Genomic DNA, 14,274 nt, shown 5'->3' with positions numbered 1-14,274 from the left:
CCTCAACCGGGCGGCGTAGGGAGCGGACGCATCACCCGTCCCCCTGTACAGCCACAGCACACCCGAACCATCCCGGGCCACCAGGTCCGCCCTACCGTCACCGGACACATCACCCGACGACGTCAACAAGCCATACGCACCCCAACCCCCACCAACCCTCAACCGGGCGGCGTAGGGAGCCGACGCATCACCCGTCCCCCTGTACAGCCACAGCACACCCGAACCATCCCGGGCCACCAGATCCGCCCTACCGTCACCGGACAGGTCCGCGCCCGGGTTGGAAGTGCGGGCCGGGATGACCCACGTAGGACGTCCCGCACCCTGGACGTCGGCACTGGTGATCGCTGTGCCCCGGCCCCCGGCAGCGGTGGCGGAGTGCACCGTCAGCCGCATGTCCGTGCCGCCGGCGAGGTAGGCCAGCTTGCTGCCGTCGGGCGACCAGGACGGGTACATCACCCCTCCGGGGTCCTCCGTGATCTGCGTCTCCTTGCCACTCGCCAGGTCGCGGACGAAGACCTGGAGTCCCTGCGACGAGAACTCGATGAAGGCGAGCTTGGTGCCGTCCGGTGAGTAGGCGGGCTGGAGGCCAGAAGTGAGGGACGTGGGTGTACCGCCCAGGCGCGGGTCGTAGAGCTGGATGGTGCTGCCGTGCAGGAAGGCCAGTGTGCCGTTCGGGGCGACCGAGGGCTGGCTGTCGAACACGTGCGGTTGGTCGGGCAGGACGTAGTCGAGCCCGCTGCCGTCGAGGTTGACCTTCATCAGCCGAAGGCGGTCGTTACCGGGTTTGGCCTGGAAGCCCAGGTAGAGCATGTCGCTGTTCGCACCCCAGGCGAGCTGGGTCACCCACCCGTCGGGGTCCTGGACGTCCATGACGACAGGCCGCGCTCCGCTGCCGTCGGGGTTGGCGACCCAGATGTCCCCGTAGCCGTCCTCGCTGATGAACGCCATGTACCGCCCGTCGGGCGAGAAGACGGGGCTGCTGTACTCGGCCTTCGGTAGTCCCTCGCCCGTCGGGACCAGGGTCCGGCGGTCGGAACCGTCCGCGTTCATCGACACCAGGGAAAACGACAGCATGCCGTCGACGGTCGTCGATTCCGAGTACACGATGCGCTGCTGCGGCTCCGCCGCCTGCGCCGAGGTCGCGGATCCCGCGGCCCCTACCCCTCCCAGTGCCAGCACGGCCGCGGCGGCCCCCATCCCCACGTACCGGCGTAGAACGATTCTTGTCCGCATGATCCCCCCAGGATCGCCGTGACGGCGGTACCACTGCGCTTCGCGGGGCTCCTGCCGTCTGAGGTGCCGCACCCTACCTGACAGGTCGGACAGTGCTTCCACCCGTCGCGGCAGCCGGCCCGCACGGGCACGAGCGCGTCCGCCGGAGGCCTACGGAGCCGTGGTTCACCGGCCCCAGGTGACGCTGGCTCACAGCCGTTCCGCCGGTCTAGTCGGACGCGGTGTCCGGAGCGTCCGCTTCGCCGTCGGGAAACATCAGTCGAGCGCCGAGGCTGATCGCTCCCAGCGTTCCCAGCGCGAGGCCGTGACGGAGCCACCTCATATCGCCCTCCCAGTCCTGAGGACGGCCGAAGACCACCCAGAACGCGACGGCGATACCGGTCAGGAGGGTTGCCGTGCCGGCCATCCGGCTTAATGCAGGGCTCATACGCTCATCTTGCACGCGCCGTCGACGCGGGCGGTGTCGGCGCTCCTCGCGTGGCCGGGCTCACAGCGTGCGGCCCGCCGTCGCGGGAGGGTCAGCGCCCTCCCCTCAGGCGCAGGAGCCTTCGAGGACTGCGTGAGTGCGCAACGGGGAGTGTGGAGAGCGCCGGAGCGGCGTCCGCGTGCCGCGGGTGCGGTGGTGGTCGGCCGGTGTCCGCCATCGCGGGCGCCTGGGAACGGCCGCGAGGTCGCCGGGGGTGACACCGAGGCCGGGCAGGGACGGCTGGGGGCGGTTCCGGCGCAGTCGCTGGAGATGACCCCGCCGCTGTCGGGGACCGCCGTCCGCGCGTGGTTGCGGGCGAAGACGACCAGGCGCAGGACCGCGAACCGCGCGACACCGGCGAGTGCGGAGGCGGACAGGTAGACGGCCTGCTCCAGCACCGCGCCGGGCGCCGCCACCAGCTCGTACAGGGCGAGCATCGCCGCGCAGGTGACCGCGTACGCGGCCGCCGCGGAACCGGCCGACTGGGCGTGCTGGCGCCAGGTCGCGCGCCCTCCCGCGCCGAAGGTGAAGCGGGCGTGCAGTTCGGTGGCGAGGAGCGTGGAGACCACGGTGATCACGGCGTTGGCCAGGGCCCAGGGGATCCAGGCGGCGAGGCCCACCACGGCGAAGCTGGAGGCGAGTCCCACCCCGCCGCCGCAGAGTACGAAGCGGGCGAAGGCGGTGAGGGCGCCGGGCGCCGTCTGCTGTCGGCTCTGCGCCGCGTCCATGGTCCCCACCCCTTTGATCGCTCAGTGTGTGGAGCGCGCCCCTCGACCGCGAGGCCGAGAGGCGGGGCCGCCCCGTTCCATGGTGCCATTATGGCGCATGCATGATGCCATTGCGAATCATTTTTGGCGTCACCGTGCCGGCGGTGGCGCCATGATGGCGAGAACGTCGGACATGCGCAGGTCAGCGGCGGCCTGGGGACGTCGACACACGAGGGCGGCGTACGCCGACGTGGTGTCGGAGTACGCCGCCCTCGGGTGGGACGGGCCGCGGGAGGGCCGTCCCCCCGCCGTCGGCCCCGGCTACTTCGGGTCGCGGTTGAAGACCGCCTTCGACCAGAAGTAGCCGAGCGCGGTGAGGGCCAGGCACCAGGCGACCGCGAGCCACCCGTTGTGCCCGATCTCGGTGCCCAGCAGCAGCCCGCGCAGGGTCTCGATGGCCGGCGTGAACGGCTGGTACTCGGCGACCGGCTGGAACCAGCCCGGCATCGCGTCGACCGGGACGAAGGTGCTGGAGATGAGGGGGAGGAAGATCAGCGGCATCGCGTTGTTGCTGGCCGCCTCGGCGTTCGGGCTGACCAGGCCCATGCCGACCGCGATCCAGGTGAGCGCCAGGGTGAAGAGCACCAGCAGCCCGAACGCCGCGAGCCACTCCAGGGCGGTGGCGTCCGTGGAGCGGAAGCCGATGGCCGCGCCGACGGCGCCGACGAGGAGCACGCTCAGGACCGACTGCACCACGCTGCCCAGGACGTGTCCGATGAGTACCGACGCCCGGTGGATGGCCATCGTGCGGAAGCGGGCGATGATGCCCTCGGTCATGTCCATGGAGACGGACACCGCGGTGCCGATCGTGGTGCTGCCGATGGTCATCAGCAGCAGGCCCGGCACCAGGTAGGCGATGTACTCGGAACGGTCGGCCCCGCCGTCCCCGATGCCCGCGCTCATCACCTCGCCGAAGATGTAGACGAAGAGCAGCAGGAGCATGACCGGCGTGAGCAGCAGGTTCAGGGTGAGGGACGGGTAGCGGCGCGCGTGCAGGAGGTTGCGGCGCAGCATCGTGGACGAGTCGCGCACGGCCAGGGAGAGAGAGCTCATCGGACAGCCTCCTTGGGCTGGTCGGTGCCGCCGGTCAGGGCGAAGAACACGTCGTCGAGGTCGGGGGTGTGCACGGTCAGCTCGTCCGCCTCGACGCCGGCGGAGTCCAGCAGGTCGAGGAGGGAGCGCAGCTCGCGCTGGCTGCCGTCGCTGGGAACCCGCAGGGCCAGTGCCTCGTCGTCCCGCGTGACCTCGCGCAGCGCGGAGGCGGCGCTCCGGTACGCGGACGGGTCGGTGAAGCGCAGTCGCACGTGGCCGCCGGGGATCAGCCGCTTCAGCTCCTCGGCGCTTCCCTCCGCGGCGATCCTGCCGTCGTTGAGCACGGCGATGCGGTCGGCGAGCTCGTCGGCCTCCTCCAGGTACTGGGTGGTGAGGAAGACGGTGACGCCACCCGTGACGAGCTCGCGGATGATCTGCCACATGTTGTGGCGGCTGCGGGGGTCGAGGCCGGTGGTCGGCTCGTCGAGGAAGATGATCCGCGGGTTCCCGACCAGGGTCATGGCGATGTCGAGGCGGCGCTTCATGCCGCCGGAGTAGGTGGAGGCGGGCTTCTTCGCGGCCTCCTCGAGGTCGAAGCGCTCCAGCAGTTCGGCGGCGACCCGTCGTCCCTCGCGCCTGGACAGGTGGTGCAGGTCCGCCATCAGGAGCATGTTCTCCTCGCCGGTGATCAGTCCGTCCACGGCGGAGAACTGCCCGGTGACACCGATCGCGGCCCGCACCCCGTCCGGTGACGTGGCGATGTCGTGACCGGCGACCTGGGCCTGCCCGCCGTCGGCGGTGACGAGCGTGGAGAGGATCTTCACTGTGGTGGTCTTGCCGGCGCCGTTCGGGCCGAGCAGGGCGAACACGGACCCGGCCGGGATGCGCAGGTCGATGCCGTCGAGGACGGTCTTGTCGCCGTACGACTTGCGCAGGCCGACGGCGGAGACGGCGACGGGCGCGTGCGCACCGTCTCCCGACCTGGGCGTGGGCATGACAGATGAAGGCATGGAGCCCTCCGTTCGAAGGGTGAGGTGAATGAGGTGAGGGGGTGAGCCGGCGGGGCGGGTGTTCAGATCCTGGCGCGGCGGACGTCGATGTTGCCGTGCCGGGTGCGGGCGCGCACCTTGACGGTGTCCTCGGCCTCCTCCGGGGCCTCGGACGCGGTGAGCGTGTTGCGCACCTGCCCGGCAGCCGAGTGGACGTCGAGCCAGGCGGCCGTGCCCTCGCGGACGCCGACCTCGATGGCGCCGTAGGAGGTCTCCAGCTGGACGGTGCCGCGGGCCACGTCCCCCACCCGCAGGGCGCCGTGGGCGGTGGTGGCGGTGACCGAGTCCTCGGCGCGCCGGATGTCGATGTCGCCGTTGGCGCCGCTCACCCGCAGCTCGCCGGTCGCCGCGCCGACGGTCGTGGTGCCGTGCGAGTTCTTCAGGACGGCGGGGCCGTCGAGGAGGCCGACGCGCAGACTGCCGGAGCTGGTGGTGATCTCGGCCGCGCCCTCGACGCGGTCCACGGTGATCGAGCCGTGTGACGCCTTCAGGTGCAGCGGGCCGGTGGCGTCGAGGCGGACGTCACCGGACGAGGTCTTCACGCGGACCTCGCCGAGCCGGCCCTCGCCGAGCACCTGGGCCCAGGCGCCGGTCATGTCGATGCGCGAGCCCGAGGGCAGGTCGACCGTCACGTCCACGGTGCCGGTGCGACCGAGGCCGAACAGATTGGCCTTGGGTGTCCTGATGGTGAGCGCACCGCCCGCGTACGTGACCTCCGTCTGGTCGGCCGCCCGTACGTCCTGGTCCTTCTTCGGGTCGCGGGGCCGCACCTCGACGACGGTGTCGAGGCGGTCGGTCGCGGTGAACTGGATGGAACCGGCCTCCACGTGCGCCGTGGCCGAGATCGGTTCGGGAGTGTCGAAAGAAGGCATGGCTGTCCCGTCCTCTTGGGTCTTCAGGGCGTCCCCGCTGGTGGGACGTGGTGTGGGTGAAGTGGTGCGGGGTGAGGTGCGGTGTGGCGAGGTGGTGCGGTGACGTGGTGCGGCGGCGCGGCTAGCGCACCCAGCCCGTGAAGCCCTGGCCGACGGTCTGGGCCTTCTCCGTCGTACGGGGCCGGGTGCCGCCGTCGACCGCGGCCGACACGGCCCGCACCAGCCAGGCGTTGACCGACAGCCCCTCGCGGCTCGCCGCCTCCTCGGCACGGGTCTTGAGGTGGGCCGGCAGCCGCAGGTTGACGCGGGCGGTGCCGCCCTCGTCGCCGTCGGCCGGCGCCGGGGTCCTGAGCGGTTCGGCGGGCGCGACCGGCTCCGCCGGGGCGGCACCCTCGGCCGGCGGCGGGGTCACCACGAAGTCGGGGTCGAGGCCCCGCAGCCGTACGTCGACCGAGCCGGGGGCGAGTTCGCGGGTGATCTCGTCCATCGCGGCGGAGAGCACGTTCAGCAGGGTCAGCCGGGTCGCCGACTCCAGCGGGGCGGTGAGCCTCTCGGCCAGCTCGCGGGCATCGTCACCGCCGGCTTCGGCGGCCACCGCGAGTTCGCGGCGGAGGGTGTCGACATACGGGGTGAGGTCCATGACGCCATGATGGCACCGCAATGGCGCCATGCGCAAGGGTGAGTGGCACCTGTTCGGGAGTGAGTTCAGGGAGGCGGCTCTGACCTGCGGAAACGCGCAGGAGGTGGCCGGTGGGACGGTGGCGTCAGCGTGTTGACGCGGAACTGGAAGGCGTGATGTGGCACCACTTGGCGCCACTTGGCACCGGGTGATGCCCAGTGATGCCGGGTGATGCCACAGGGCGCCATCAGGCGCCGCGGCGTCAGGCGCTTCCGTGCCGGAGACCCCGCGCCTGCCGCGCGTCCCCCTGCCGGGGCGACGTACGGTTGAGGTACCGAGGGCATCGCGCACTCCGGCCACCACGCGGGGTCGTCCTCGGCGAGTGACGAACGCCCGGGCCGGTCCCAGGGCCGGCGCGGAGACAGGCAGGTCGGCATCATGTCCGCCGCGATCGGAGCCACTTCGGCCAAGCGCCCCAGGGGGCCGTCCCGGCTGGACATCCACCGGCGCAACCGGGGTGAGCGGACACTCGTCACGCTCACCGGCGACATCGGGCCGGCCACGACACCGCTGCTACGGGCCGCGCTGGAGCAGTGCCTGCTGGACGGCGTCACCGTCATCGACGTCGACCTGGCCGGGGTCGGCTCCTGCGACGCCAGGGGCCTGGACGTCCTCCTGTCGGCGTCACAGCGCGCCCGCCGGGTGCACGCCTGTCTGCGCCTGCACCGTCCCCGCGCGCAGATCACCCGGCTCCTCACCGCCACCGGACCCGCTTCGCCGCTCCTCGCGGAACCCGTGCGCCCCGAGCAGCCCGCAGCGTACGGCGGCCTCGCGCGGGGCGGGCAGCCCGGGCCGCACGGGCACACCGCTCACCGGCCGGGCCGGCCCGGCCATCCGGACCAGCCGGACCTCATGGACGGTGTCCGCGTTCGCCGGCTGACCCGTTGGCAGGCCGACGGGGTGCGCGAGGACATCGCGGACCTGGCCGCGGAGTCCGTCGCGGGTGCGTCCGGCGAGGCGTACCACGACCGCGGGGACTTCCTGCGCCGCCTGGCGGCCAGTGCCCACCGTCCCGGCTTCGCGCTGCTGGTCGCCGAGACGACGGTGCTGGTCGGCTGCGCCTTCGGTTTTCCGGTGGACGGTGACGGCTGCGGGCACCGGGAGTGCGACGGGAGGCTGCGGGCGATCGTCCAGCGGCTCACCTCCCGCGCGCGGTTCGTCGTCCTCACCCAGGTCGTGGCCCATCCGCACGCCCAGCACCGCGACATCGGCCTCCGCCTGCAGCACCGCCTCCTCACCGACCTGCACTCCTCCCTCGGCGTCACCCTGCTCCACCCGGCCGACCGGGCCGGACAGGCCGCCTTCTCGTCCTGGGGCTGGCGGAACATGGGAGAGGTCGTCGGCCTGCCCGGCCCTGTCGCCCCCTGCCTGCTGGTCCTGTCGGCCGAGGGGCTGTCCCCGGCGGGCCGGTGACCGACGGACGAGGCCCGGGACGTGGGAATATTCCGGCTGCTCCGGTTGTTGCGGGGGCGTCCTGATCATCTGATGTGTGGCCTGGCGTCGGTGCCGTCGTGTGGGCAACCGTCGTGTCGAGAAGTGAGTAAGCCATGGCCATGGTGGGCCTGTTCTGGATCGCCGAGGGCGACGTGTACGTGGGCGCGAAGCCGTCCGGGCTGGCTCCCGGGGTCCGGCTGACCCCCGAGGGCGTCATGGCCCTCGGCGACGGGCAGTCCGGCCTCTACCTGTGGGAGGACGTGCGGGCCCTGACCGTGACCGACGTCCCCGTGAAGTCCCTGACCCGGCAGGCCGGCGCGGTCAAGGACCTGGTGGTGGGCACGGTGGTGAACATGGTGGTGCCCGTGGGCATGGGCCGTGCGGACGCCGCTCCGGCGATGATGACGGTGGGCGTGGAAACACGCGACGGCGACCACGCACTGGCGGCCTACGTGGCCGCGGCCGTCGGCTACTCCCCGGCGGAGGTCGATCTCTCCCGCGCCCTCCTGGCCCGCCTCACCGGGGGCGCCGCGACGATGGCCACGACGCTGGCGGCGATGACGCGGTGGGGCCGTACGTGGGAGGGCGGGTCGCCGCGGGCGGCGGAGCGGGAGAAACTGCTGCGGGAGTGGGCCGGCTGAAAACCCCGGACAGTCCGGCGGCGATGTCGGGAACACCCGTCCGGCTCCCTCCTCGGGGTGAAGGCGGCCGCCTTGGGCCGCACCGGCACGGAGGAGAACCACCATGGCCAAGTACCTGCTGCTGAAGCACTACCGCGGCGCCCCGGCCCCGGTCAACGACGTACCGATGGACCAGTGGACCCCGGAGGAGATCTCGGCGCACGTGCGGTACATGAACGACTTCGCGGCCCGGCTGAAGAGGACCGGCGAGTTCGTCGACAGCACGGCGCTCGCCCCCGAGGGAGCGTGGGTCCGCTACGACGGCGAGGGACGCCCGCCGGTCACCGACGGCCCGTTCGCGGAGACCAAGGACCTCGTCGCCGGCTGGATGGTCATCGACGTCGGCAGCTACGAGCGCGCCGTCGAACTGGCCGGGGAACTGTCCGCCGCCCCCGGGGCCGGCGGCAGGCCGATCCACGAGTGGCTCGAAGTGCGCCCGTTCCTGAACGCGTCGTCCACCACCGTCACGGAGTGACCCCTGTGCACGGGGTGACGAGCCGACCTGGTCAGATCACGCGGAAGAGGTCGGCGGCGGCGTGGACGTCGGTGAGGTCCTCGACGGAGCGGAGGTTGTCGCACAGGGCGTCCAGGACCGAGTCGGCCTCGCCGACGCGAGGTGCGCCGACGGCCACGCCGAAGACCCGGAACCCCAACCGGCGCTTGGCGTCGTTCCAGCCGCGCATCCAGTCCTCGGTGACACCGCAGTCGTCGTCGGTGAGCATCACGATGTCGCCGCGTGCGCGGGCGGCGTCGTCGAACTCCTCCTCCAGCACTTCCCTCGCCGCGGTCAGCGGCCTCTGGTAGCTGGTGCCGCCGCCGAGGAAGGTCTCCGCGAAGTCCAGGACGCGCAAGGTACCGGCGGGCTCGGCGGCCGGGAAGCGGAAGACCTGGAGCTTGTCGGCGGCGGAGAACAGGATGCCGACGAAGTCGCGCCCGGCGTGGCGGGCCTGGTCCAGCAGCGCCAGGGCGCACGCCTTGGCCCACGCCTCCCGGGTGACCCCGCCGGGCCCCGCCTCGTACATCGAGTGCGAGGTGTCCACGCACGCGATGACGGCGCCCTTGCCGGTGGGCTGCTCTCCCTGACTGTCGTAGAGCATCAGTTCCCCGGCGGCGTAGCGTGCGGCGAACACCGCGCGCAGCTCGGGCAGGCCGAGGACCGCGAGCTCGGAGGGGACGAGGCGGGAGAGGTCGTCGCCGAGGGTGACGCCGACCAGCTCCCCGGGGGCGTTCTCCACCTTGCGGGCGCGCTCCCCGGCGGCCATCTGCCGGAAGCGGCCGATCAGCTCGGCCCACCGCGCGAGACGGCCGGTGCGCAGCCGCTCGGCGAGCCGTGCGCGCTCGTCGTACGGCATCCGCTCCAGTTCGCCGGAACCGACGCCCCACGCCCGCATCAGGGCGGCCTCCTCCCGCGTGGCCCTGGCCGCCGTCGCCGTCGCGTGCCGCGCGGCGGCGCGGATGCCGGGGGCCGCCGCCGCGCGGGCCGGCGCGGCGTCCCGGGCGGCCCGCCGTGCGGTGGCCTCGGCGGCCTCGGCGGCCTCGACCGCCCGCTGTACGGCGTCGGCGGCCGGGGCGGGCACGGTCCCGTCCTCGTCGGCCTCGTCGGCGGCCTGCCGGAGCGCCTCGCCCACGGCGGTGGCCGCGCCCTCCGCGTCCTGCCGGGCCCTCTCCGCCTGCCCGACCCGTTCCTGGGCGTCCCTGGACTCCTCCAGCATCCGGCGCAGCGCGGGGGCCTGGGCGAGTACGGCCATGGCGGCGGCGTAGGGGTCGCCGGCCGTCTCCCGGTGCAGCTCGGCGAACCCCGGTGACTCCACCAGGGCCGTGACGACCTGGTGGTTGACCAGCCGGGACGCGTCCATCTCCGCGTGCCCGCGCAGCCGCGGGCGGACCTTGTAGGCGGCGAGGAACACGTCGGACAGGAGGTCGGTGGCGTGGTCGTGGCGCCCGTGCAGTTCCCCGGCCAGGTCGCGCAGCGCGGCCGACTGCTCGTAGGTGTCGCGCCACGCGATCCGGTCGAACCGGTCCGCGGCCACGGCCGCGGTGTGCCGCTCGGGAGCGGCGCCGGACCGGGCGAGCCACGTCCCGGCCCGGGCCGCCAGCTCGTCGAGTCCGCTCGGTGTCCCGTCCATGGTCCCGATCCCCGTCCCGGTGTTCAGAGTTGCGCCTGGACCATGCTCGCGTCCATGCCGAGCGCCTCGGTGAGGACGCGGGCGCGGACGGCGCGCTGGCGGCCGGTGACCCGGTCGAGGGTGGTGGTGGAGCGTCCGGCGCTCGCCGCCTCCGCGCGCAGCCTCTCCAGCCGTTTGCCCGCCATGGCGAGCTGGTTGTGGGCCTTCTTGATGACCCACTCGCTCAGCGCCTCGCGGGACTGCCCGGCCATGGCGTCGAGCTGGGCCTCCAACTCGTCGATGACGTCGGCCAGGTCGAGGGCCTCCCTGGCGTCGGGGTTGATCAGTTGCAGCACCTCGCGCTCGACGGCCGGGCGTTCGGCGGGGGAGTTCCACAGCACGTGGGTCAGCACCGACAGGTCGGCCTCGGAGACCGCCGGGCGGCCGTCGAGGTACGCGGACGCCTGGAGCAGGCCGACCGCCTGCCGCCAGCGGCGGTCGGAGGCGACGAGCTCCTTGCGGCGCAGGGCGGCCCGCAGCGTGCACACCGCGTCCACGATCGCGTCGGGCACGTCCACGGCCGGGACGGCCGCGGACACGGCGTGCTGCAACTCGGCCAGTTCGACGGTGGTCCGGGACGGTGCCGCCGGGCGGCTGACGGCGGAGCGGACCAGCGCGGCGAAGTTGGAGGGGTCTTCCAGGTACCCGACCTCGATCCGCACCAGCAGCCGGTCGTAGATCGCGGCGGAGTCCTCGCCGGCGGGCAGTTCGTTGCTGGCCGTGATGGCCCCGATCAGGGGGCAGCGGATCGGCTCACCGCCGCTCTCGGGGTGGTAGATGCGCTCGTTGAGGTAGCCCAGCGTCTCGTTCAGCGCCGCCGTGGAGCACTTGAAGATCTCGTCGATGAACGCGACGTGCGCGGTCGTGGCGCGGCCGTCGTAGACCTGGCGGTACTCGCCGCGGGCCAGCGCGGCGACGTCGATGGGGCCGAACATCCTGGTCGGCGCGGTGAACTTGGACAGGAGGATCTCCCAGTAGGACGCTCCCTCGATCCGGCCCGTGAGTTCCCGGGCCATCTCGGACTTCGCCGTTCCGGGCGGGCCGAGCACCAGGGAGTGCTGCCCGGCCAGCAGCGTCACCAGCAGCGTCCGCACCACGTCGGCCCGCTCGTAGAAGCGGTCGGCCAGCTCGCCGCTGATCGCCCGCAGCCTGCTGGCCGTGTCCTGCTCCTCCTGTGCGCCCATCCTCGACTCCTCGGCTCCTCGGCTCCTCGCCCCGGCCCCGGCGCCCCATCGGCCCAACGGCCCTTCCTCCAGAGCAAGATAACTTCACCGGGACGCTTCACCGGGGGGTCCGGTCAGGAGCGTCCGTACTCCGCGAGGGCCGGGGTCAGCAGGTCGAACGCCTTCGGAGCCTCCTGCGCCAGCACCTGCGCGATCTCCGGGTTGGTGCGCCCGGCCAGCGTGAGCTGCTGGATGCGGGTGAACAGGACGCGGTGGACGCCGCCGAGCAGGGCCGCCGCCGTGCGGGGCGTGATGTCGTCGGGCGGGGTGGCCGTCATGTCGGCGAGGGCCACGGCAAGCGCCTCCTCGCGCCGGTCGTGGAGGCCGCGCAGACAGGACGAGAGGGTCGGGCTGTCGGCGATCATGCGGGTGAAGGCGGGTCCGGCGAAGCCCGCGACGGGGTCCTGGGCGGCCACGGCCGCCAGGAAGGCGCGGCGCAGGGCCGTCAGGGGGGTCTCGCCCGGTTCGCGCGCGGCCACGGTGCCGGCGAGAGCGGCGACGAACTCCTCCTGGTGGTCGAGGGCCAGGTCCTCCTTGCGCGGGAAGTAGTTCGTCACCGTCTTCTTCGCGACGCGGGCGGCGTCGGCGATCTCGGCGATCGTCGTGCGCTCGAAGCCCTGCTCGATGAAGAGCCTGGTCGCCCTGTCGGAGATCAGCTGCCGCGTCTCACGCTTCTTGGTCTCGCGCAGGCCCAGCGCCGGTGCGTGGGGGGCCGTGGGGTTCCAGCCCCTGGTGTCCGAGGCCGTGGTGTCCGAGGCCGTGGTGTTCGAGGCCGTGGTGTTCGGGTCCATGGGAGTAAGTTTACCTCGGTAGTATTTTTATATTGACGCCCAGAAGCGGCCCTGCGTAAAGTTACTACCGATGAAAAAATTTATCGAGGGTACCACCGAAGGGAACACCGCGCTCGACTGGGTGAGCGCGTCCGGCGCCGGGGACCGCGGACACGGCGTCGTCATCTACGTGCACGGTGGCGGGTTCGTCCACACCGCGCCCGAGGCCGAGCGGGCCCTCGCCCGCCGGCTGTCGCGGGCCACCGGACGGCCCGTGCTGCGGGTGGACTACCGGCTGGCGCCCGCCCATCCGTACCCGGCGGCCCTGGAGGACGTCCTCGCCGCCTGGCGGAGCGTGCTGGAGCAGGGCGTTCCCGCGGCGCGCGTGGCGTTCTTCGGCGAGTCGGCCGGGGCGACGCTCGTCCTGTCCGCCCTGCTGGAGATCGAGCGGACCGGCGGGCCCGGGCCCGGCGCCGCCGTCGTCGTCTCACCGGTCACCGACCTGGCACTCACCGGCGCCTCCCTGACGGCCAACGACGGCAAGGACGTCATCGACCGGACCGTCCTCACCTCCGTCTGCGCCCAGTACCTCGCCGGCGCGTCCGCCACCGAGGCGCCGCAGTCACCGCTGTACGGCGATCCGCGCGGGCTGCCGCCGCTGCTCGTCGCGGTCGGCGGGGACGAGGTGCTGCTGGACGACGCCCGCCGGTTCGCCCGGGCCGCGCAGGCCGCCGGGGTGAGCGTGGACCTGCGCGTCCACGCGGGCATGAAGCACGCCTTCCACCTCTCCGAGGAGGACGGCCGCACCCTGTTCGAGGAGGTCGGGCGCCTCCTCGCCGACCCCGTCCGGGAGTTCACCGTCAGCGGCCCGGACGCCGGCCCCTACGCCCTCGCCGAAGGGCCGGACGGCGCCCTCTGGTTCACCCTCGTCCACCAGGACGCCGTGGCCCGCCGGGACCCGGACGACGGGTCGGTCACCGTGCATCCGGTCGGGGCCGGGCCGACCGTGATCGCACGGGGCCCGGACGGGGCGATGTGGTTCACCGAGTACCGGGCGCACCGCATCGGCCGCATCACCCCCGACGGTTCCTACTCCTCCTTCGCGCCCCTGACCCCCGAGGGCGGGCCGTTCGGGATCGTCGCCGGGCCGGACGGGGCCATGTGGTTCACGCTCTCCTCGGCCGACCGCGTCGGCCGCGTCACGACGGACGGCGAGGTCACCGAGTTCCCGGCGCCCGGCGCCTTCCCGTCCGCCCTCACGGCCGGCCCGGACGGGGCCCTGTGGTGCACCCTCAACCAGGGCAACGCCGTGGGGCGGCTCACCACGGACGGCCACGGCACCGCCCATCCCCTGCCGACCGCGTCCGCCGCTCCGGTGGGCATCACCGCGGGACCCGACGGCGCGCTGTGGTTCACCGAGATCGGGGCCGGGCGGATCGGCAGGATCACCGTGGACGGCGACATCACCGAGCACCCGCTGCCCGACCCCGCGGCCAGGCCGCACGCCGTCACGGCCGGTCCCGACGGCGCGCTCTGGTTCACCGAGTGGGGCAGTGGCCGGGTCGGCCGGATCACCGTCGACGGCCGGATCACCGCGTACGCGCTCTCCCGCCCCGACAGCGAACCGCACGGCATCGCCCCGCACGACGGCGCCCTGTGGTGCGCCCTGGAAACCGGCTCCCTGGCCAGGATCGAGGTCCCCGAGTGACCGCTCCCGAGCCCCGTGTCGCCCCCACCCGCCTCGTACGGGACTCCACGGAAGGAACCCGCTCGACCGGCCGGACGCACTCCGCCGCCACCGCCGTCTCCCCCACCGCCCCCGCCACCGGCTCCCCCGCCTTCGACCCCGCCGCCGAGTTCGACCGGCAGGTCCGTACGCTCATCGCGCTCGGCTACCCGGCGCT

Annotated in this window: 13 protein-coding genes and 3 pseudogenes; 6 read left to right on the top strand and 10 right to left on the bottom strand. The window is 73.0% G+C overall.

What is annotated here, in order from left to right:
* From KUM32_RS43720 to KUM32_RS23570, 7 genes and pseudogenes are all read right to left on the bottom strand, one after another.
* The coding region (locus tag KUM32_RS43720; protein ID WP_254406024.1) for an FG-GAP-like repeat-containing protein at nt 1–1,233 on the bottom strand (1,233 nt) is incomplete at its 3' end.
* A gap of 208 nt (nt 1,234–1,441) precedes the next feature.
* Entirely contained in the window at nt 1,442–1,660 is a 219-nt protein-coding gene (locus KUM32_RS23595) for a hypothetical protein (protein ID WP_254406023.1), read from the bottom strand.
* Nucleotides 1,661–1,998: 338 nt separating this feature from the next.
* Nucleotides 1,999–2,427, bottom strand: a pseudogene (locus KUM32_RS23590) (hypothetical protein); the annotation flags it as partial.
* 300 nt (nt 2,428–2,727) lie between these two features.
* A complete protein-coding gene (locus KUM32_RS23585) occupies nt 2,728–3,519 on the bottom strand; it encodes an ABC transporter permease (protein WP_217143938.1) in 792 nt (263 codons plus the stop codon).
* Entirely contained in the window at nt 3,516–4,508 is a 993-nt protein-coding gene (locus KUM32_RS23580; RefSeq protein ID WP_217143937.1) for an ATP-binding cassette domain-containing protein, read from the bottom strand. Before KUM32_RS23580 ends, KUM32_RS23585 begins: the two co-directional genes overlap by 4 nt.
* Nucleotides 4,509–4,570: 62 nt before the next feature.
* The gene (locus KUM32_RS23575; RefSeq protein WP_217143936.1) at nt 4,571–5,419 is read right to left on the bottom strand and encodes a DUF4097 family beta strand repeat-containing protein; all 849 of its coding nucleotides are present in this window, start codon (nt 5,417–5,419) and stop codon (nt 4,571–4,573) included.
* A gap of 121 nt (nt 5,420–5,540) precedes the next feature.
* Nucleotides 5,541–6,059 (bottom strand): hypothetical protein, encoded by a 519-nt coding sequence (locus KUM32_RS23570; RefSeq protein ID WP_217143935.1) that lies wholly within the window; start codon nt 6,057–6,059, stop codon nt 5,541–5,543.
* Nucleotides 6,060–6,476: 417 nt separating this feature from the next.
* Between KUM32_RS23570 and KUM32_RS23565 the strand changes: the two genes are divergently transcribed.
* The 3 genes from KUM32_RS23565 to KUM32_RS23555 all read left to right on the top strand — a co-directional run bounded on the left by KUM32_RS23565 (nt 6,477) and on the right by KUM32_RS23555 (nt 8,687).
* Complete coding sequence (locus KUM32_RS23565) at nt 6,477–7,511, top strand: STAS domain-containing protein (RefSeq protein WP_217143934.1); 1,035 nt, start codon at nt 6,477–6,479, stop codon at nt 7,509–7,511.
* Between the two features lie 134 nt (nt 7,512–7,645).
* On the top strand, nt 7,646–8,173 hold the full coding sequence (locus KUM32_RS23560) for a hypothetical protein (RefSeq protein WP_217143933.1): 528 nt from the start codon (nt 7,646–7,648) through the stop codon (nt 8,171–8,173).
* Between the two features lie 103 nt (nt 8,174–8,276).
* A complete protein-coding gene (locus KUM32_RS23555; protein ID WP_217143932.1) occupies nt 8,277–8,687 on the top strand; it encodes a YciI family protein in 411 nt (136 codons plus the stop codon).
* 31 nt (nt 8,688–8,718) lie between these two features.
* On the opposite strand, the gene KUM32_RS23550 is transcribed toward KUM32_RS23555, so the two are convergent.
* The 3 genes from KUM32_RS23550 to KUM32_RS23540 form a co-directional block, all read right to left on the bottom strand.
* Complete coding sequence (locus tag KUM32_RS23550) at nt 8,719–10,338, bottom strand: VWA domain-containing protein (protein ID WP_217143931.1); 1,620 nt, start codon at nt 10,336–10,338, stop codon at nt 8,719–8,721.
* A gap of 23 nt (nt 10,339–10,361) precedes the next feature.
* Entirely contained in the window at nt 10,362–11,561 is a 1,200-nt protein-coding gene (locus KUM32_RS23545) for an AAA family ATPase (protein WP_217143930.1), read from the bottom strand.
* A 113-nt stretch (nt 11,562–11,674) separates the two neighbouring features.
* Nucleotides 11,675–12,391 carry a TetR/AcrR family transcriptional regulator gene (locus KUM32_RS23540; protein WP_217143929.1) on the bottom strand — a complete coding sequence of 239 codons (717 nt, stop codon included), beginning with the start codon at nt 12,389–12,391 and terminating at the stop codon, nt 11,675–11,677.
* 70 nt (nt 12,392–12,461) lie between these two features.
* Between KUM32_RS23540 and KUM32_RS43715 the strand changes: the two are divergent.
* The 3 genes and pseudogenes from KUM32_RS43715 to KUM32_RS23530 all read left to right on the top strand — a co-directional run.
* Nucleotides 12,462–13,142 (top strand): annotated as a pseudogene (locus tag KUM32_RS43715) (alpha/beta hydrolase); the annotation flags it as partial.
* A gap of 261 nt (nt 13,143–13,403) precedes the next feature.
* Nucleotides 13,404–14,078 (top strand): virginiamycin B lyase, encoded by a 675-nt coding sequence (locus tag KUM32_RS43710; protein ID WP_254406025.1) that lies wholly within the window; start codon nt 13,404–13,406, stop codon nt 14,076–14,078.
* Nucleotides 14,075–14,274, top strand: a pseudogene (locus KUM32_RS23530) (hypothetical protein); the annotation flags it as partial. The gene KUM32_RS43710 and the pseudogene KUM32_RS23530, both read left to right, overlap by 4 nt.

The sequence above is a fragment of the Streptomyces sp. AC627_RSS907 genome (assembly GCF_019049165.1).
Note: the sequence above shows the minus strand (reverse complement) of the source record. Positions and strands in the feature narration are given on the sequence as shown.